Genomic DNA, 18,060 nt, shown 5'->3' with positions numbered 1-18,060 from the left:
GGGGGGTACGCGGGCGGGGGGTACGGGGTGAGACATGGGTCGCCTTGTCTGCGCTCCGGGTGGATCGGCTGGGCGGCGGCGCGGCCGGGTCCCCACCACCCCCCAGCGCAACGCCCCGGCCCCCGCCCGGGTCACGGGCCCCGGTGGGGGCTGCGCCCGGCGGAGCACCGCCCTTCGCGGGGGCCGTCGCCGCAGGACCTCTCGCGCCCCTTCCCGCAGCCACCCCCGGAGCACGGACCCACAGCCCTCGCCCCGGCCACGCCCCCGGCCCGCACAGCCGCTTCCGTCCCGGCCCCGGACCCGACCCTGACCCATGTCGCTGCCCCAGTCACCGCCCCGACCCCGGCCCCAGACCCGACCCATGTCGCTGCCCCCGTCCCGGCCCCGTCCGCGCCTCACTGCTCGCTCCCCGCGGTGCTGCCGGACTCGCGACGGCTGCTCGTCCTGCCCGGGCGGCCGGGCGGCCTGGTGACGGCGCCCGCCCGGCGGGGTCCTGCGGTCAGGCGCCCGCGGCGCGGCTCCCGTCGTCGGCGCTCCTCCCGCAGGCACTCCCGCAGCCCCTCCGGGTCGATCCCCTCGTTGCAGGCGTGGTGGAGCAGCTGCGCGAAGCGGTACCCGTCGTCCGCCCGCAGGGCCAGTCCCAGGGCGATCCTGGCCGTCGGCTCGTCCCCGGTGGACCAGGAGACCCAGCCCGCCAGGGTGAGGGGAGCCGCCGCGTGCTCCCCGTAGGCCCCGACGCAGCGCCGGGCCAGGGCCCGCCACAACCGCAGGGCGGGTGCCGCCTCCTCGCCCTCCATCCACTCGGCGGCGATATCGCGGATCTCGCGGTCCTGGAGCCCGAGGATCAACGAGGCGGCTTCGTCGTGGCCCAGCAGCGCGTCATCCCGGGCATCGGAGCCGGTGCCGCCTTCGGCCGGCGGGGCGAGGGTCATGCGCTGGATCAGCGCGCGGGCGAGCAGGACGGTCTCGGCCCCCACCTCCTCCCGTGTGGCCCCGTCGAGGATCTTCGGCACCAGCGCGACGGCCGCCCGGTCCAGGGCGCCCTCCATCTCGTCGGCCACCGTCCCGCGCAGCGGTGTCAGCCGGTGCTCGATCTCCCGGAGGGAGCCGCGTACCTGGAGCCCGGCGAAGGTGGCCGCGGCGGCCATCACCGAGGTGCCGGGCGCGGCCAGCGCACTGCCCTCGGCGGGGCAGCACCGCTCGTCCGGGCAGCAGTAGGACCAGTACCGCCCGGCGGAGAGGCACAGGGCCTCCAGTACGGGGACGTCCAGGGCCCCGCAGGCCAGCCGGATCCGCTGGGCGAGCGGGCGCAGCCTGGTCATCACCCGCTGCGCGCTGTCGCCGCGGTCCGGGTCCTGGCAGAGGAAGACGATGATGCCGTCGGGCCTGGCTCCGCGCCGCACACTGCCGCGGATCAGACAGTCGGCGACTTGCCGGGCGGTGTCCTCCCATTCCTCAGGGTCGGCGGGGATGCCCACCCGGAGCCGGCCGCCGAAGCGGCCGGCCTCCCCGTGGACCGCGACCATGACGAGGGAGTCGCTCGGGTGGAAGCCGAGCATGTAGGGCAGCGCGTCGGCCAGTTCGGCCGGACTGCGCAGGGTGATCCGGGATGCGTCCACGCCTGCGGACGGGCTGGTGGACGAGGGGTCGGACGGGGTGCGTGCTGCTTCGTGATTGTTCGTCATGTTCCGAAGGTCCCGTGTCCGACCGAATCCGGAAACCCCTGTGGATAACCGTGCCGACGGCGCCATGGGGCGCCGTCGGCACACGAGGACGATGCGACTTACCCCGCCTCTAGCCGCACTTCTTACCGCACCTCGTAGACCCGCTTGTGCTCGAACAGCCCGGACAGCCGGTACGGACCGGTCGTTTCCCTCGGCGCCGGGTAGTCGCCGCCGTCGACGGGAAAGGCCTGCTCGTGGCGTTCCCGGTAGTCGGCGTAGCCGATGTCCTGGCGCCGGGCGATCGCCTCGCGATGCTGCTCGGATCGCAGGTGCGACCGGTAGCCCGGGACGGGGATGCCGGCGAAGAACTCGGCGACGCTGCCGGACCCGTAGCTGAGCAGGCCGATGGCCTGGCCGGTCAGATCGTCGGCGTTGTCGAGCAACGCGGCCAGTCCGAGGTACACGGATGCGGTGTAGCTGTTCCCGACGGCCTCGTTGTAGGTCGTCGTCTGCCCGACGGCACGGACGACTTCGTCCTCGTCGACTTCCTGTCCGCAGGTCTCGAGCAGGTGCCGGTGCGCCTTGTAGGCCATCTTCGTGAACGGCTGGTGATAGCAGAACGCGGCGAACTCGCCGAGTGGACGGCCGCCTTGCTCGGCGTAGTCCTTCCACGCACCGTCCGCCGCCTGCAGGTACGCGGAGACGGACTCCTTCCCGTCGACCAGAGCGGTGGTGAGGTAGTTCGGCCGCCAGAAGTCCATGATGTCGGCGGTGAACACCCCCGACGGTTCCTCGATGCGCACCAGAGCGGGATCCGCACTGATCAGCATGGCCACCGCCGCGGCCCCCTGGGTGGCCTCGCCCGGCTGGTCCAGCTCGTACTTCGAGACGTCGCTGGCGATCACGAGGACCTGCTGCGTGGGATCGCGATGGACGAGGCCGATGGCGAACTGCAGGGCCGCGGTCCCGCCGTAGCAGGCCTGCTTGAGCTCGACGACCCTGGTGGCGGAGGGCATGGCCAGGAGCGAGTGGACGTGGATGCCGGCCGCCTTCGCCTGATCGACGGACGACTCCGTGGCGAAGATGACGGTCCGGATCCGGTCGGCGCCGTGCCGGGCGAGGATGGGGGCGGCGGCGGCCGCGGCCATCGTCACGATGTCCTCATCGGTGGCGGGCACGCTCATCGACCGCTGGCCGATGCCCACGTGGTACTTGCCCAGCTCGGTACCGTTGTGAGCGGCCAATGTCTCGTGCGTCAGGGCGAACTGGCCCGTGGCGAAGGAAAGGTCGTGGATTCCGACCGCGAGGTCCCTGGGCATCTCTACCGTCCGATCTTCGTGGTCGTGTTCTTGCGTTCCAATGCGACGTGCGCCCGCATGAGTTCGCCCGGATTGGTCTGCGCCGCCATGAGGGAGAGCTCGCCGCACAGCACGGTCGAAGCCACCATGACCGCGAGCCGCCGTGCGTTCTCGCCGGGCTCGCGCTCCTCGCGGCAGCCCAGGCGCGCCAGGTTGTCCTCGACGAAGCCGAGTCCCTTTCCGTTGCCGACCGTTCCGACGATCAGGTTCGGCAGGGTGCAGGAGAAGTACAGGTCGCCGTCCCGGTCCTCGGCCACGGTCACGCCCTGTGAGCCTTCGACGATGTTGGCCGCGTCCTGGCCCGTCGCCAGATAGAACCCGAGCAGCATGTTCGCGTAATGGGCGTTCGCCGAGCGGATTCCACCGGCGAGCAGGGTGCCGATCAGGTTCTTGCGCACGTTCAGCTCGGCTATCGCGGCGGCCGAGGTGTGCAGCACGTCACGGACGATCTCGCGCGGTACGAGCAGCTCGGTGACGACGTTCTTGCCGCGGCCGAGAATGCCGTTGATCGCGGTGGCCTTCTTGTCGGTGCAGTAGTTCGCGGAGATCGAGCCGTACGAGATCCCCGGAATGGCACCCAGGATGTGCGTCAGGAGCGCATCCGCGGCCAGCGTCGCCATGTTGTGGCCGGAGGCGTCGCCGGTGCTGAACTCGAACCGGAGGAACAGCAGGTTGGCCACGATCTCGTGGCGGAAACCGATCAGTTCGACGAACCGGCCGCAGGTGCGCACGACCGCGCGCAGCTCGTCGAACCGCGCGTCGACTTCGAGCGCCGCCAGGTACGCGGTCTGCGCGTCTTCGGCCGTGACCAGCACCGAGCGCGTCATCCGCTCGTCGATGAGAGTGGCGACGATTCCCTGCTCGACCAGCATGGAGATCTTCGCTCCCCGGCCGACGGAGGGCCACAGGGGCGACTCGTAGGTGGCGAGCGGCACTTGAGTCTCGGTGGTCGCCACGTTCCCCGAAATCCTCAGGGGTCCTACCCATTTCATGGGAACGCCGGCTACCGCGTGCGTGTCGTTCATCGGGTGCCTCCAATCGTCTCGTGAGCGGTGTCGTAGGAGCGGGAGTGGGAGCGGGAGCGGGAGCGTGTGGCCAGCTCGTGGGTGTCGATTCCCCGGTCGGCGCAGAACGCGCGCAGGTCGCCGTGGACGAGCACGTCGCACCGGCTCAGATCGGACGGGGTGCGCGCGCCCAGAGCGGTCATCAGGGCTTCCACCTGATCGAGCCACGTGGTGATCTGGGTGATCAAGGCGGACGGGCCGCCGTCGAGAACGGTCCGGAGGAACCCTCCGGACACGCCTACGGCGGCAGCGCCGAGCGCCAGTCCGCGCACCACGTCGAGTGGGTTGCGGACCCCGCCGGAGGCCAGTACCGGGATGGCGGCGTTCTGGGAGTCCAGCAGGCAGGCGGGAGCGGACTGGCCCCAGCCGTCGAGGTAGGCGTAGTCGGCGTGCTTGCGCCGGTCGTTCTCGATGCGCGCGAAGTCGGTGCCGCCGCGGCCGGCGACATCGGCGACGCGCACGCCCATGTCCCGCAGCGCCGCTACGGTTTCGCGGCTCAGCCCGAAGCCGACTTCCTTCACGATGACCGGTACGTCGGCTCCGAGGGCGTCCGCGATCTTCTCGATCTGCGGTCCCCAGGAGGAGAACGACCGGTCGCCCTCCGGCATGACCGTTTCCTGGATGACGTTGAGGTGGATCTGCAGGGCGTCCGCCCGCAACAGGTCCACGGCCCGTCGTGCCTTCTCGACGGAGGCGTTGGCGTTGATGTTCGCCATGACGAACCCGTCCGGGTTCTCGCGGCGCAGCACGCTGAAGGTGTCGGCGACGGCCTCGTCGGCGAAGTACGCGCTCATGGAGCCCGTCGCGATCGGCACGCCGGTCTCACGGGCGGCGATCGCCAGATCCCGGTTGATGGCGCCCGTCCGCACGCTGCCGCCGGTCATCGCGTTGATGTACAGCGGCACCTTCCACTCCATGCCGCCAAACCGCGTTACCAGCGAGGCATCGGACCGGTCGATGCCGGCCAGGGCGTGGTGGACGAAGGACACCTCGTCGAACTGGTTGTATCCGCCCAGGTGGCGTTGCTGCTCGGCGGCGAACCGCACGTGGTCGTCCTTGCGTTCAGCGATCATGCTGCGCTCCCTTTCGTCGGCTGGAGGCGGATCGGCACGGGGAGCACCCCTGCGGCGGCCCATCCCTTGCGCAGGTGCGAGATCTGCTCGTCCGCCGTGGCGTCCAGCAGCGCGATGCCGCAGTCGCCGCCCCCGGCGCCCGAGGGCTTCCCCGCGCCTCCGACGGCCTCGGCCGCGTCGCACAGCGCGGTCAGTGTGGTGGTGAAGATGCCGAGCCGGACCTCGTCGTCCAGTTCGGCGAGCATCCGGCGGGCGCCCCGGACCTGCCGCAGCAACTCGGGGCCGTCACCCCGTTCGAGTGCGCCGGCCGAGGCGCGCACACAGGCGTCGCTGCGCTCCACGAAGGTCCGCTGCGACGTACTGCCCTGCCAGGCGCGCTTGCCGAGGCTGCCGACCAGGGCGGTGGTGCTGGCGGGTCGGCCGGTCCAGCCCACCTCGAGCGTCACGCCCTGGGGCGCCGGCAGCCGTCGCACCCCGAACCCCGGCCACGGCGCGCGGATCGACTCCTCGATCCCCCGGCGCCGCATCATGTCGAGCACGGCGACCCGGTCGGGCGCGTGGTATTCGATCCAACCGCCCCAGACGCTCGCGGCGAGATCGCCGCCGGAGGATCCGGCGTCGAGCCGCACCGACGCGAGCATCGCCAGCCGGAACCGCTCGTCGTGCGACAGCTCCAAGCCGTAGTACGCGGCTACGGCGGACACCGTGGCGACCGTCACCGCGCCGCTCGATCCCAGGCCGAGTTTGGTTCCCTCGTGGTGCAGGCGACTGCTGATCGAAACGTGGACGGGGGGTGCGGACAGCCCCTGCCCGGCCACCAGTGCGTCGACCACTTCGATCGCCGACACCACGTGGGTGAGACCGTCCCGCACCCGCTGTTCGTCGTCCTCGCCGAGTGCGGCGAGGACGCCGTCACCGCGCCGCAGTCGCGCCTGTTCCGGGCAGAGGTCGGAATCGATCACGACGTCGGCGCCGTGGGATGCCGACACCGTGACGTCGACCTGTCGGTCGACCGCTGCCAGGATCGCCGGGTGGCCCGGCTGCACCACCGCGTACTCGCCGACGATGAACAGTTTGCCCGGCGCTCGCCGGCTCACGGTTCTCGTACCGGTCACTGCTCGGCCGCCGTCAGCAGCCTGGCTCCCGGCCCGCGCCGGGCGGTGAGCACCGAGCATCCGGGGGCGGCGGCCAGCAGCGTTTCGGCGACCCGGGGCGCGGCCTCGGGGTGGCAGAGCACCTTGACGTTCGGTCCGGCGTCCATGGTCGCGTAGGCCGGTACGCCGTCCTTGCGCAGGTGCAGGACGCCGTCGAGTACGGCCACCGTGGCCGGTGACAGGTAGCGCACCGCCGGCCGCGCGGCCAGCATGGTCGCGTGCATGCCGAGGGCGTTGCGCTCCGCGATCTCCCCCACCGCTTCGAGGTCTCCGCGGAGCAGCGCCGCCCGCATGTCGATCAGGTCGCCCTTGCTCGACGTCGCCCAGGCCTGGTAGAGCGGCGAGGTCTCGACGGTCCGCCGCATGGCCGCACGGCTGGACACGGCCTTGGGGCCGGCGTTGACCAGTGCGACCACCAGGGCGGGGTCGAAGTCCGGGAGGGGCACCGGCTCGGCATAGGAGCTGAGGTCCGCGGCCTCGCCGACGCCCTGGCCCGCGTGGCACAGTGCGAAGCCGCCGAAGATCGACCGGGAGGCCGACGCGGACCCGCGACGGGCGAGGCGGGAGAGGGCGGTGGGATCGAGGTCCAGCCCGTACGCGGCGGTGGCGGCGACGGCCAGGGCGGCGAACCCGCTCGCCGACGACGCCAGCCCCGCCCCGGTGGGGACGGCGTTGCGGGTGTCGACTGCCGCCCGTTCGCTCCGCCCGGCCAACTCCCGTACCAGGTCCAGGAAGACGATGACGCGCTCTCGCGGTTCACCCTCCGCGGGCTTTCCGTCGAGGATGACGCTGTCGGTCTGCGCCTCGGGGTCGAGCCGAACGGTGGTGTTCGTCGGGAAGACGTCCAGGGTCATCGACAGGCTGTCGACGTACGGGATGACGAGCCGCTCGTCGCGCTTCCCCCAGTACTTGATCAGCGCGATGTTCGGATGGGCGACGGCGGTCGACCCGTGGTCGAGAAGACCCGTCTGCGGTCCCGTCAGTCCCGTGGGCCCCAACTTGTGGTCAATCGGCATGGTTTACGAACCTTCCCATCGGGACTACCCAGGTACGGACGGCTCCGGCTTCGCGGAGGCTTCGCACGGTCGCCTCGGCCTGTCGCGGCTCTGCGGCCAGCGCGATCACGCAGCCCCCCAGCCCGCCGCCGCTGATCTTGGCGCCGAGGCTGCCGGCCGCGAGAGCGGCATCGACCAGGCCGTCGATCCGGTCCGTACTGAGCCCCATCTCGTGGAGCAGCTTGTGGTTTTCTGTCATCCGCGCGCCGAAGTCGCTCGATCGGCCGCGCGCGAGGTCACGTGTGGCGGCGCGGGTCAGGCGCGACACCCCGAGGACGAAGTCCGCCTGGGTTTGCGCGTTGCGCTCGAATTTCCGCCACAGGAGCTCCACCGCTTCCTTCGTACTGCCGCTGACACCGCTGTCCGCGATGACGAACAGCCCGTCGAAGTCGTAGGGCCGGCCTTCGTCGGCGTGGCCCCCGGTGTCCTCGGAGGGACGTGCGGGGGCGTGCCCCGGCATGGGAACGGGCAGTTCACGGGCAGTGCCGGAGTGGAAGAGGAGCGGAGACGTCACACCGGTGGCGAGCGCGTCGATACCGCTCGACCTGCCGTGCGCCACCTTCTCGGAAGCCTGCACGAGATCGAACACCTCGCGGGCCTCGAGCCGGCGGTCGAAGAGGTCCGCGAGGGCCAGCACGGCCGCCCGGGCGCACGCGGCGCTGGAGCCGAGCCCGCGGCCCTGCGGGATGGCGCAGTCGATGATCACGTCCACACACGCGTGGCCGTCGACGCCCGTCATCGCCTTGAAGTCCGGGAGCAGGCGCCGCAGTCCGTCCGCGGCAAGCGGTGTCACCGCCCCGGACCCCCGGCCGGCCAGTGCGAAGGAGACCCTGTCCGCTCCTTCGTCGGAACACCGCAATCGCTTGGCGGTCGCGGTCACCGTCAGTTGTGGAACCGGAATCGCCAGTGCCGGTGCGCCATAAACGACGGCGTGCTCGCCGAGCAGAATGGCTTTCCCGTGGGCGCGCCCACAACCGATGCGGTCGTATTCAACGTCCGGATCAGCCGTGGAAACGGCCAGATCGGCGAAAACGGGTGAATTCTTTGGTGTCATCATCGAGCTCGCTGCGTCGCATTGATCGCCATGGCGGCGAGCTGGTCCTTTGCCGTGGTGGTGGCACTGCTGGCGTCCAGTACGGCCATGGCCCGGTCGGTGCGGTGTGCGATCTGCCGCTCGATATCGTCCACGGCGCCGACCTTGACGAATATGTCCCGCAGGGCATCGATTTCAAGGCCGGACAGGTCGGTTCCCATCTTCGCCCTGAGGAACCTCGCCGCATCCGGATCCCGTTCGTCCGCATGCTTGAGCGCCGTCGCGAGCAGCACCGTTCGCTTGCCCTCTCGAAGGTCGTCGCCCGAGGGCTTTCCCGTCACCGACGGGTCTCCGAACACGCCCAGCAGGTCGTCGCGGAGCTGGAACGCGATCCCGATGTCCGCCCCGAAGGCACCGTAGGCCGCGACCAGGTCCGCCCCGGCGCCGGCGATCGCGGCACCGAATTGCAGGGGGCGCTCCACCGTGTACGAGGCCGTCTTGTACTGGTTGACGCGCAGTGCCGAATCGATGCTCTCGTCGTCGCCGGCCTGGTTGATCACATCGAGCAGCTGGCCGTAGAGGACCTCCGAGCGCACCGCGGACCACACCGGACCGATCCGGGCCTGCGCGTCCGCCGGTAATCCCGATGCGCGGACCATGACGTCGGACCAGGTCTGGGCCAGGTCCCCGACCAGGATGGCGGCGGCGGTACCGAAGGCCTCGGGGTCCCCGGAGAAGCGCCGCGTCCGATGCCGCTCGGCCAAGGCCACGTGCGCGGCGGGATGACCGCGGCGGGTGTCGGACGCATCGATGATGTCGTCGTGTAGCAGGGCCGACGCGTGCAGCAGTTCAAGTCCCGCGCAGGCGGTCAGCACCGCCGTGGCGCCCGGATCGTGCTGGTCGCCGCCGGCACCGATCCAGCCCAGCCAGGCGAAGACCGGCCGGACGCGCTTGCCGCCGCGCAGCACGTAGTTCTCCAGCTCGGCGACCACGGCCGCGAAGTCCTGGCCGAGCGCGTCGGCTTCGGCCCGGCGCTGTCCGAAGAAGTCACTGATCACGGCGTCGATGGCAGCCGTATCCACGGATGCCGCCCCGAGATAGCTGACGGTCATGCTCTCATCTCCCGGTCGAGGTGACGGTCGCCCTCATCATCAATCTCGTAATCAATCTCGTATTCGCACGAATTCACCGAGATCACGTCACCCGACTCCGGGCTGCCAGCCCTTTCCGAAGAGACATCGGCCTCGCCGATTTCCACAGAAGCCCATTCATGCATGCCCCTGAGTCACCCCACACCTGATCAGCATGCTTCGATGTTAGCCAGGGCATGCCGCTCTGCCCACTACTCACGCGAGTAGTGCCCACCGGTAGGGCCGTATACGGACGGGCAGGATCCCACCCAACCGAGTGAGACATTCCGCGTCAGCGAAATGCGGGAGCATAACGTGCCACGATGAGTTACCCGCTCGGATGATCGTCAGGACAACACGCGGGTGGTCATGAATCCATCGACAGGGCGTGAACACATGCCGTCCACGCCGAGGACGCGCATCGCGCCGATTCCGGTGCGGAAGACGTCAACACCGATCCTCACCACGGGAGTCACCATCCGACCCATCCGATCCATCCGATCCATCGGAATCCTCGGTACCGGCGCGTACCTCCCCCCGACCGAGGTCTCCAACGACGAGATCGCCGAACGGGCCGGCGTCACGGACGAATGGATCGTCCGCAAGACGGGCATTCGGAGCCGCCGCCGGGCGGATCCCGGCCAGGCCACGTCCGACCTCGCCGCGGCGGCCGCCGTCCGGGCCCTCGAGCAGGCGGGTGTCGACCCCGAGGAACTCGCCTACATCGTCGTCGCCACGTCCACACCCGATCACCCGCAGCCGTCCACGGCGAGCATCGTCCAGCACCGGCTCGGGGCGGTGAACGCGGCGGCCTTCGACCTGAACGCGGTGTGCAGCGGTTTCGTCTACGCGCTGACGGTCGCCGAACGGATGCTGCGCACCGAGTCGGCCGAGCGCTACGGACTGGTCATCGGCGCGGACATCTACTCGCGGATCCTCGACTACTCCGACCGCCGGACCGCCATCCTGTTCGGTGACGGCGCCGGGGCCGTCGTCCTCGGCCCGGCCCCGAACGACCGGGGCATATTCGCCACTTCACTGATCACCCGGGGCGACCAGCACGAGCTGATCAGCGTGCCGGCCGGCGGCAGCCGGATACCGACCACCGCCGGGACACTGGACGAGGGCCTGCAGTACTTCCGGATGGACGGCCGGCGGGTCCGCGCATTCGTACAGGACAACCTGCCCGGGGCCGTCACAGACCTGCTGGCCGGCGCGGGCCTGGCCCCGCAGGAGGTCCGTCATGTGGTCGCCCACCAGGCGAACGCGGTGATGCTCAAGGAGGTCTGGCCCTCGCTCGGACTGCCCGGGGCCAGCTTCCACCTGGCTTTGGAGTCCTACGGCAACACCGGCGCGGCCTCCGTGCCCATCACCCTCGACCTCGCCCACCGCGACGGCGCCCTCTCCGACGGAGAGGTGGTCCTGCTCACCGGCTTCGGCGGCGGCATGTCGGTGGGCTCGGCCCTGACCCGCTGGCTGCCCACCCGGCACGCCCGCCCGCCCCGGGATTCGGCCTACGCCGCGGCCCCCGCGCAGTCGAGGTGAGACACCACGTCTCACCCGACCGTCCGAGGGCCAAGCAACCGAGGGACCGACCGCTCGAGGGCCCGTAATCTATTCGGCTTCGATCGAATAGATCGCCGCTTTGCTCGAATAGCTCGCGGCTCCGCGTGCCAGTTCGACACGGGTGTTGATGTTCAGCCTCCTGTAGATCTTCCTGAGGTGGTAATTCACCGTATGCGCCGACAGGTGCACCCTCTTGGCGATCTGCTGGTTCGTCATCCCCGCACTCACCAGGTAGGCGATGCGCCGCTCCATGTCGGAGAGACCGGACCAGTCGGCGGAATTGAGCGGTGCCACCACTTCTTCGGGCTTCGTCTGCGAGTGATCTGAAGGATCCCCATCCGCGTCCTGCCTGCGGGCCGGGACTTTCGCACCGTAGATCTTGGCGAGTTCCTCCGTCGCCAGGGCGACCGAGAGCGGGTCCGGCGACTGCGCGATGATGCGCGACAGTACGGCCGGATCGCCGGCCACCAGAGCGTTCGCGTGCAAGGCGCTGAGGCCGAGCACGGAGATTCCGGGGTTGTCACCCGCGAGACCGTCGACCGTTTCGAGCACGCTGTGCCTGAGGTTGGTGTCACCCACGTCCAGCGCAAGACGGACCAGGAAGGCGGCGGCGGCCGGATCCTCGATGTAGAGGCTCCGCTGCGTCGGCATATGGCTGTACTTGTCGGAGAACAGCTCGACAGCCGCCCTCGGACCCTCCCTTTTCACCGCGATGCGCACGTCGGTCCAGGCGTACTGCGGGGAATAGAGGACCGCCTGATCCGTCTCGAACTCGCCCTGCACCCGCTTCAGGTAATCGGTCGCCGCGGGCAGGTCTCCCTTGTAGAGGAAGATGGTGCTGAGCACCGAGTACGCAAGGGGCCGGAGTCCGGGAACGGCGTCCCGATCGACCGCCCCGGTCGCCACCTCCGCCTGTCGGCGAGCATCCGCGACCCGTCCGGCCTGAAGGAACAACCGGGCCCGCATCGCCGCGAGTGCGCCGTCCCACGCGCGTGCGCCCAGTTCACGCAGGCCGGCTTCGGCGTCGTTGATCAGCGACTCGGCCTTTTCGAATTCGCGCAGGTTCGCGACCTTTCCGGCCAGTGCGAGCTGGAAGTGGAGGCGCCACACGGGATCCGCCTTGTCGCTGTACCGCACCGCGGCACGGCCCAGGCTGAGCCCTTCGCCCAGTTCCCCGGCGCGCCAGCGGGCGTTGGAGAGCGCCGTCAGCGCCATCAGCGAGGCAACGTCACCCGGCCCGGCTCCCTGTTCCCTCAATATCCTGGCGGAACGCTTCTCCGCTTCCTCCATACCGAGCAGGGAGTAGCCCAGGATCACGGACGCCTCCGCATCGAGCCGGGCGGAAGCCGAACTCGCGGGGCTGGAGAGAACGCGCTCCGCGACACGAATTCCGACGGTCGCCTTTCCGTCCATGATCAGACTGTGGGACTTCGAGTACACCTCGCCGGAGTCACCTGCGGCCTCTTTGAGCGGGTCAGCCGGACGGTCGGCCATCCAGAGCGGGTGACCGGTCACCCAGAATTGCCGGTCGTCTGAACCTGCGCGATTCCCGGAGTGCCCCATCGCCTCGCGTTGCAAGGCACCCCGCGCGGGAGCGGGAATCGACTCGACGACCCCTGCCAAGAGGAAATCGCTCTTGAAGACGAGTTGATGTTCCGCCGCAACGACGAAACCCGAGGAGATCGCTTCATCCAGGGATGAAAGCAGGCTGGCCGCGGATTTATCCAGCATTCTGGAGACATCCTCCAGCATGAAGGACCTACCCAGGACTGCCGCAATCTTGAGAAATCGCTGGCAGTCCATGCTGAGATCACCGAGACGGCGCTTCACGAACGCCACCACACGCCCCGGGACCCGCCGTTCCGTCAGCCCGACCGTTCCGCCGTACTCCCTTACCAGCCCTTCCTCCACGAGCCCGGCCGCACATTCGGCAAGCAACCGAGAATTCCCGCCGGCATCTGCCGTGAAGTCGAGCAGCCCTTGGTCCGGTTCACCCCCCAGGATGTCCCGCAGGATCTGTTCGTCGGCAGACTCCTTGAGCAATTCCGTTGCCATGACCCCGGCTACCCCCGTATGTAGTCCGGCGCGCTACAACCCGCACGCCCTCCTGCGAGGATCTTACGAACCATTGTCCGGTCTTGACTTGGCAAACACATGAGCTGGTGCATTATGCACACCGGCCCGGCCGCTGGGGGCGCCGAAGCGCCTCACCCCGCCAGGGCGAGGGTCAGGGGGAGCACCTGGTCGGCTCCGCTCTGGCGCAGGAGACGTGCGCCCACGGCCAGGGTCCAGCCGGAGTCGGCGTAGTCGTCCACGAGCAGGACCGGTCCCGGGGTGGCGGCCAGGGCCGCGGCGAGTTCGTCGGGGACGGTGAACGAGGCGGCCAGGGCGCGCAGCCGCTGGGCGGAGTTGCTGCGGTGTGCGCCGTACTCGCCGGCCTGCGCGGTGTAGGCGAGGCTGCCCAGCAGCGGGAGCCGGCCGACGCGGGCCAGGCCCTCGGCGAGCGAGCCCACCAGCTGGGGGCGGGAGCGGGAGGGCATGGCCACGATCCCGACGGGCCGGGCCATCGAGCCGCCGGCCCACCCACCCGGCGAACGGGCCCAGTCGGCCACCACCTTCACCACGGCCGCCAGGACGTCGTCCGGAACCGGCCCGTCTGCGGCCCGCTCCGACAGGAGCGGGCGCAGCCGGTTGCCCCAGCCGATGTCCGACAGGCGTCCGAGCGCGCGCCCCGTGGCCGCCTGCTGGCTCACGGGGATACGGCCCTTGAGGTCGACGCCGACCGCGGGCATGCCCGAGGGCCACATCCGGCGGGGCTCGACCTCGACCCCCGGGCGGTCCAGCTCACCGGTCGCCGTATCGAGGGCCCCGTGGGACACGGCGGGGTCGAGCCAGGGCCCGGCGCAGGTGTCGCAGCGGCCGCACGGGGTCGCCTTCTCGTCGTCGAGCTGGCGTTGCAGGAACTCCATCCGGCACCCGGTGGTCGCCACGTAGTCCCGCATGGCCTGCTGCTCGGCCTGCCGCTGCCGGGCCACCCACTCGTACCGCTGCGCGTCGTACGCCCACGGCTGTCCGGTGGAGGTCCAGCCCCCCTTCACGCGCTTGACCGCACCGTCCACGTCCAGGACCTTCAGCATCGTCTCCAGCCGCGAACGCCGAAGGTCCACCAACGGCTCCAGCGCCGGCAGCGACAACGGCCGGCCGGCCTGCTCCAGTACGTCCAGGGTCCGCCGGACCTGCTCCTCGGGCGGGAACCCCACCGAAGCGAAGTAGGCCCAGATCGCCTCGTCCTCCTTCCCCGGCAGCAGCAGCACATCGGCGTGGTCCACGCCGCGCCCCGCACGGCCCACCTGCTGGTAGTAGGCGATCGGGGACGAGGGAGAGCCCAGGTGCACCACGAACCCCAGGTCCGGCTTGTCGAAGCCCATCCCCAGCGCGGAGGTCGCCACCAGCGCCTTCACCCGGTTCGCGAGCAGATCTTCCTCGGCCTGCAGCCGGTCGGCGTTCTCCGTCTTCCCCGTGTAGGAAGCCACCGGATACCCGCGCTGCCGCAGGAACGCCGCGACCTCCTCCGCGGCCGCCACCGTCAGCGTGTAGATGATCCCCGAGCCCGGCAGGTCTCCCAGCCGCTCCCCCAGCCACGCCAGCCGATGCGCGGCATTGGGCAGCTCCAGTACCCCCAGCCGCAGGCTCTCGCGGTCCAGCGCGCCGCGCAGAACCAGAGCGCCCCCGCCTCCCGTGCCCAGCTGCTCGGCCACATCGGCCGTGACCCGGGCGTTGGCCGTCGCGGTGGTGGCGAGCACGGGCACGCCGGGGGCGAGCTCGGCGAGCATGGTGCGCAGCCGGCGGTAGTCGGGGCGGAAGTCATGGCCCCAGTCGGAGATGCAGTGGGCCTCGTCGACCACCAGCAGACCGGTCGTGGCCGCGAGCTTGGGCAGCACCTGCTCGCGGAAGTCCACCGAGTTGAGGCGCTCCGGACTCACGAGGAGGACGTCGGTCTCGCCCCGTTCGACCTCCCCGTAGATCGTCTCCCACTCCTCCGGGTTGGCCGAGTTGATCGTCCGCGCCTGGATCCCGGCCCGCGCGGCGGCATCGACCTGGTTGCGCATCAGCGCGAGGAGCGGCGAGATGATCACCGTGGGGCCGGCGCCGCGACGGCGCAGCAGGGCCGTCGCCACGAAGTACACGGCCGACTTGCCCCACCCCGTACGCTGCACCACCAGCGCCCGCCGACGCTCCTCCACCAGGGCGGACACCGCCTGCCACTGGTCCTCCCGCAGCCGCGCCGAGCCCCCTGGGGCACCGACCAGCTCAGCGAGGATGGCATCGGCTTCAGCGCGGAGCTCCAGGTTGTCCATGCCCCCATGCAACCCGATGCCCAGGACAATCGGCCAATTCACCCAGCGTGACCGTCCGACCCACGAGCCGTCCGCCCCGGCGACCGACCGGTGCGACGGACGGTCGCCAGGGCGGTGTTTCCCCTGGTGCCCGCGCTCCGGCCTGGACCGAATGAGTCATCTTCGGCGTAGCGGGGCAAGGATATCAACGGCATACCGGCGAATTCCGGTCGGCGGCTCCAATTGCGCGTTGCCGCATGCTCACGGGCCACGCGAGAATTGTCTTGCTCGCGCTCGGCGCGACGGCGCTCTCCTGGGCCGTGCCGCGGCGCGCCCGCACTCCAGCTGTGCCCGTTCGCGGGCGTGTACCCGAAGGGAGGACCGTGACCTTCGGATTCGCCCCGCCCTCGACCACGTCCCTGACCACGGCCACCGGCGGCGCCAGCCGGCACGGCAGACTGCTGGAACCCTCCGAGTGGACGGCGTCGGGTGTCCCCCTGCTGCGCAATCCGCGCGAGGTCGTCAGCGGACTGCACTCACGGCACAGCCCCGTACCGTCCACGGCCGTGATCGCCGTGCTCGGACCCGAGGAGCGGCTCGTGGCCAGCGCCTCCTTCGTTCAGCGCTCCACCGCGGCCGACGGCTGGGAGTACCGCAACGCCCTGCTCTCCCGGTTGCGCCGGGTCATTCCGCACGACCTGCGGCGACGGACCCCGGTACGGACCGCCGTGCTGCTGTTCTGCCGCGACGGCGACGAGCGCTGGACCGAGGAGGACGGCGCCTGGATGTGGGGGCTGCGGGACGCCTGCACCCTGCACGGGCTGCGCTGCGGCGCGTACATCACCCTCACCCGGAGCGGCTGGCAGGTGCTGGGCGAAGGCCGCGGCGGCCGGAGCCCCAGCTCGGACTCCCGGCCCGAGCGCCTCGGCGATGCGCCGTCCGAGTTCGCCCCGCTCGCCCTGCGCGGCGGCGGCGGAGCCACGGAGGCCCTGCGCCGCACCGCCGCGCGCTGAGCCCGCAGGGCCCGTACCCGAGAACGCGGAGCCCGCAGGGCCCCGTACCCGGGAACGACCAACGGCCGTACACCCGGAAACGGCCGTACGGCTGGTCAGGCCTCGGACTTCGGCAGGGCCGGCCACCGGCCCGCCCCGCCCCTCGACCGTGCGGGGGTACGGGGCGTCAGACGCCCGCCCCCAGCACGGAGTTGATCTGCTGCGGCTCACCGCACACGATCAGGAGCGCACCGGCTCGCGCGAGCGCGACCGGCAGGGCTCCGGCAGCCGCGGCGGCCGGTCCGCCGTTGGCCGCGAAGACCACGACGGGACGGCCCGCGGCGCGCTGAACCTGCGCCGCGTCCGCGTAGAAGACGTCGTCCCGGGCATCGTGCAGCGCCCAGTACGCGGCCTCGCCGAAGGACAGCTCGTGCGCGGCCCACGGGTGCGGGTCGCCGGTGGTGAGCACCAGGATGTCACCGGGCGCACGCCCGGTGTCGAGCAGCAGGTCCACGGCCTCTTCGGCCGCGTCCAGCGCGCCCTCGGCGGATGCCGGGATCAGCTGGACCTGCGGTACGGATGCCGAGACCGAGGGGGCGGTGGCGGCTACGGGAACGCCGGCGGCCTGCGGTTTCCGCGGGGCGGGCGGCGCGGGCCTGGGGGCGGGACGCGGACCGGGTACGGGGCGGGGGGTCTGCGCGCTGCGGCTCGCGGCCGGCGTGACGCGGGGACCCTGGGCACTCTCGTGAATCTGAGGCTCCTCGGGGGCGGGGGTGAGAGGCATGAGCTGATATCTATCAAACACCGGTGCGAAACGTACCGGTTGGTGGCACGTGCGTGCGATCAGAAATCGAAGCCGAGTTGGCCTCCGTTTTCCAGCTCCATCGATTCCTCGCTGCGGCGCACCTTCTTGAGGTGGCTCCAGCGGGGCAGCGCGTCGAGGTAGGACCAGGAGAGCCGGTGGTACGCGGTCGGGCCCTGTTCCTCGAGCGCCGCCCGGTGGGCGGGCGAGGGATATCCAGCGTTGGCGGCGAAAGCGAAGTCTTCGATTCCGCCGCCCTGTTCACCGATTTCGACCATCATCCGGTCGCGCCGGACCTTGGCGATCACCGAGGCCGCGGCGACGGCGACGCAGGACTGGTCGCCCTTGATCACCGTCCGGACCTGCCAGGGCGCACCGAGGTAGTCGTGCTTGCCGTCGAGTATCACCGCGTCGGGCCGCACGGGCAGTGCCTCCAGGGCGCGCACCGCGGCGAGGCGCAGGGCGGCGGTCATCCCGAGCTCGTCGATCTCCTCGGGGGACGAGTGGCCCAGGGCGTAGGCCGTGACCCAGTCCTCCAGGACGCCGACGAGCGCGTCGCGGCGCTTGGGGGTGAGCAGTTTGGAGTCGGTGAGTCCCGCGGGCGGTCGGCGCAGACCGGTGATCGCCGCGCAGACGGTGACGGGCCCGGCCCAGGCCCCTCGTCCGACTTCGTCGACCCCGGCGATGACCTTGGCGCCGGTGGTCGCTCGGAGGGAGCGTTCGACGGTGTGAGTGGGTGCTTCATACGGCATGGCGCCAGCAAGGTTACGCCGCCCCGAGCCGCCTGCACACCCCGCCCCCTCCCCGCCGCGCCGCCGCCCCATCCCCGCCG

At 70.8% G+C, this 18,060-nt stretch carries 15 protein-coding genes; 2 read left to right on the top strand and 13 right to left on the bottom strand.

Translation table 11 applies throughout. The annotated features are described in order from the left end of the window. Positions 1–395: 395 nt before the first annotated feature. The 9 genes from AC3IYI_RS29735 to AC3IYI_RS29695 form a co-directional block, all read right to left on the bottom strand. Positions 396–1,685, bottom strand: coding sequence for a DUF4192 domain-containing protein (locus tag AC3IYI_RS29735; RefSeq protein ID WP_489406564.1), 1,290 nt, complete (start codon positions 1,683–1,685; stop codon positions 396–398). A 122-nt stretch (positions 1,686–1,807) separates the two neighbouring features. Further along, complete coding sequence (locus AC3IYI_RS29730; RefSeq protein WP_489406563.1) at positions 1,808–2,983, bottom strand: hydroxymethylglutaryl-CoA synthase; 1,176 nt, start codon at positions 2,981–2,983, stop codon at positions 1,808–1,810. Positions 2,984–2,985: 2 nt separating this feature from the next. After that, on the bottom strand, positions 2,986–3,978 hold the full coding sequence (locus tag AC3IYI_RS29725; protein WP_489406562.1) for a hydroxymethylglutaryl-CoA reductase: 993 nt from the start codon (positions 3,976–3,978) through the stop codon (positions 2,986–2,988). Positions 3,979–4,043: 65 nt separating this feature from the next. After that, entirely contained in the window at positions 4,044–5,159 is a 1,116-nt protein-coding gene (fni, locus tag AC3IYI_RS29720) for a type 2 isopentenyl-diphosphate Delta-isomerase (RefSeq protein WP_489406561.1), read from the bottom strand. After that, on the bottom strand, positions 5,156–6,256 hold the full coding sequence (locus AC3IYI_RS29715) for a phosphomevalonate kinase (RefSeq protein ID WP_489406560.1): 1,101 nt from the start codon (positions 6,254–6,256) through the stop codon (positions 5,156–5,158). The genes fni and AC3IYI_RS29715 overlap by 4 nt, the downstream gene beginning before the upstream one ends. Positions 6,257–6,270: 14 nt before the next feature. After that, positions 6,271–7,329 (bottom strand): diphosphomevalonate decarboxylase, encoded by a 1,059-nt coding sequence (gene mvaD / locus AC3IYI_RS29710; protein WP_489406559.1) that lies wholly within the window; start codon positions 7,327–7,329, stop codon positions 6,271–6,273. After that, positions 7,319–8,425, bottom strand: coding sequence for a mevalonate kinase (gene mvk, locus AC3IYI_RS29705; protein WP_489406558.1), 1,107 nt, complete (start codon positions 8,423–8,425; stop codon positions 7,319–7,321). Before mvk ends, mvaD begins: the two co-directional genes overlap by 11 nt. After that, entirely contained in the window at positions 8,422–9,513 is a 1,092-nt protein-coding gene (locus tag AC3IYI_RS29700) for a polyprenyl synthetase family protein (protein ID WP_489406557.1), read from the bottom strand. The genes mvk and AC3IYI_RS29700 overlap by 4 nt, the downstream gene beginning before the upstream one ends. Beyond that, complete coding sequence (locus AC3IYI_RS29695; protein ID WP_489406556.1) at positions 9,510–9,677, bottom strand: hypothetical protein; 168 nt, start codon at positions 9,675–9,677, stop codon at positions 9,510–9,512. The genes AC3IYI_RS29700 and AC3IYI_RS29695 overlap by 4 nt, the downstream gene beginning before the upstream one ends. Positions 9,678–9,927: 250 nt before the next feature. On the opposite strand from AC3IYI_RS29695, the gene AC3IYI_RS29690 reads away from it, so the two are divergent. Further along, complete coding sequence (locus AC3IYI_RS29690; protein WP_489406555.1) at positions 9,928–11,076, top strand: 3-oxoacyl-ACP synthase III family protein; 1,149 nt, start codon at positions 9,928–9,930, stop codon at positions 11,074–11,076. A 69-nt stretch (positions 11,077–11,145) separates the two neighbouring features. Here the strand turns inward: AC3IYI_RS29690 and AC3IYI_RS29685 are convergent, their stop codons facing one another. Further along, a complete protein-coding gene (locus tag AC3IYI_RS29685; RefSeq protein ID WP_489406554.1) occupies positions 11,146–13,152 on the bottom strand; it encodes a LuxR C-terminal-related transcriptional regulator in 2,007 nt (668 codons plus the stop codon). A gap of 152 nt (positions 13,153–13,304) precedes the next feature. Beyond that, entirely contained in the window at positions 13,305–15,455 is a 2,151-nt protein-coding gene (locus AC3IYI_RS29680) for a RecQ family ATP-dependent DNA helicase (protein ID WP_489406553.1), read from the bottom strand. Between the two features lie 362 nt (positions 15,456–15,817). Here AC3IYI_RS29680 and AC3IYI_RS29675 point away from each other — a divergent pair, with 362 nt between their 5' ends. Continuing rightward, complete coding sequence (locus AC3IYI_RS29675) at positions 15,818–16,447, top strand: hypothetical protein (protein ID WP_489406552.1); 630 nt, start codon at positions 15,818–15,820, stop codon at positions 16,445–16,447. Positions 16,448–16,613: 166 nt separating this feature from the next. Here the strand turns inward: AC3IYI_RS29675 and AC3IYI_RS29670 are convergent, their stop codons facing one another. Both AC3IYI_RS29670 and rnhB read right to left on the bottom strand, forming a co-directional pair. Beyond that, positions 16,614–17,210, bottom strand: a complete 597-nt coding sequence (locus tag AC3IYI_RS29670) for a hypothetical protein (protein ID WP_489406551.1) — start codon at positions 17,208–17,210, stop codon at positions 16,614–16,616. A 59-nt stretch (positions 17,211–17,269) separates the two neighbouring features. Continuing rightward, the gene (gene rnhB / locus AC3IYI_RS29665; protein WP_489406550.1) at positions 17,270–17,980 is read right to left on the bottom strand and encodes a ribonuclease HII; all 711 of its coding nucleotides are present in this window, start codon (positions 17,978–17,980) and stop codon (positions 17,270–17,272) included. Positions 17,981–18,060: the final 80 nt, after the last annotated feature.

Source organism: Streptomyces sp. GL_148 (genome assembly GCF_057834205.1).
This window is presented reverse-complemented; position numbering and strand designations above follow the sequence as displayed.

Bases quoted from the DNA above. Each gene is read 5' to 3' on its own strand.
- AC3IYI_RS29735 (WP_489406564.1), bottom strand. From the start codon at position 1,685: ATGACGAACAATCACGAAGCAGCACGCACCCCGTCCGACCCCTCGTCC.
- AC3IYI_RS29730 (WP_489406563.1), bottom strand. From the start codon at position 2,983: ATGCCCAGGGACCTCGCGGTCGGAATCCACGACCTTTCCTTCGCCACG.
- fni (WP_489406561.1), bottom strand. From the start codon at position 5,159: ATGATCGCTGAACGCAAGGACGACCACGTGCGGTTCGCCGCCGAGCAG.
- mvaD (WP_489406559.1), bottom strand. From the start codon at position 7,329: ATGCCGATTGACCACAAGTTGGGGCCCACGGGACTGACGGGACCGCAG.
- mvk (WP_489406558.1), bottom strand. From the start codon at position 8,425: ATGATGACACCAAAGAATTCACCCGTTTTCGCCGATCTGGCCGTTTCC.
- AC3IYI_RS29700 (WP_489406557.1), bottom strand. From the start codon at position 9,513: ATGACCGTCAGCTATCTCGGGGCGGCATCCGTGGATACGGCTGCCATC.
- AC3IYI_RS29695 (WP_489406556.1), bottom strand. From the start codon at position 9,677: ATGCATGAATGGGCTTCTGTGGAAATCGGCGAGGCCGATGTCTCTTCG.
- AC3IYI_RS29690 (WP_489406555.1), top strand. From the start codon at position 9,928: ATGCCGTCCACGCCGAGGACGCGCATCGCGCCGATTCCGGTGCGGAAG.
- AC3IYI_RS29685 (WP_489406554.1), bottom strand. From the start codon at position 13,152: ATGGCAACGGAATTGCTCAAGGAGTCTGCCGACGAACAGATCCTGCGG.
- AC3IYI_RS29680 (WP_489406553.1), bottom strand. From the start codon at position 15,455: ATGGACAACCTGGAGCTCCGCGCTGAAGCCGATGCCATCCTCGCTGAG.
- AC3IYI_RS29670 (WP_489406551.1), bottom strand. From the start codon at position 17,210: ATGCCTCTCACCCCCGCCCCCGAGGAGCCTCAGATTCACGAGAGTGCC.
- rnhB (WP_489406550.1), bottom strand. From the start codon at position 17,980: ATGCCGTATGAAGCACCCACTCACACCGTCGAACGCTCCCTCCGAGCG.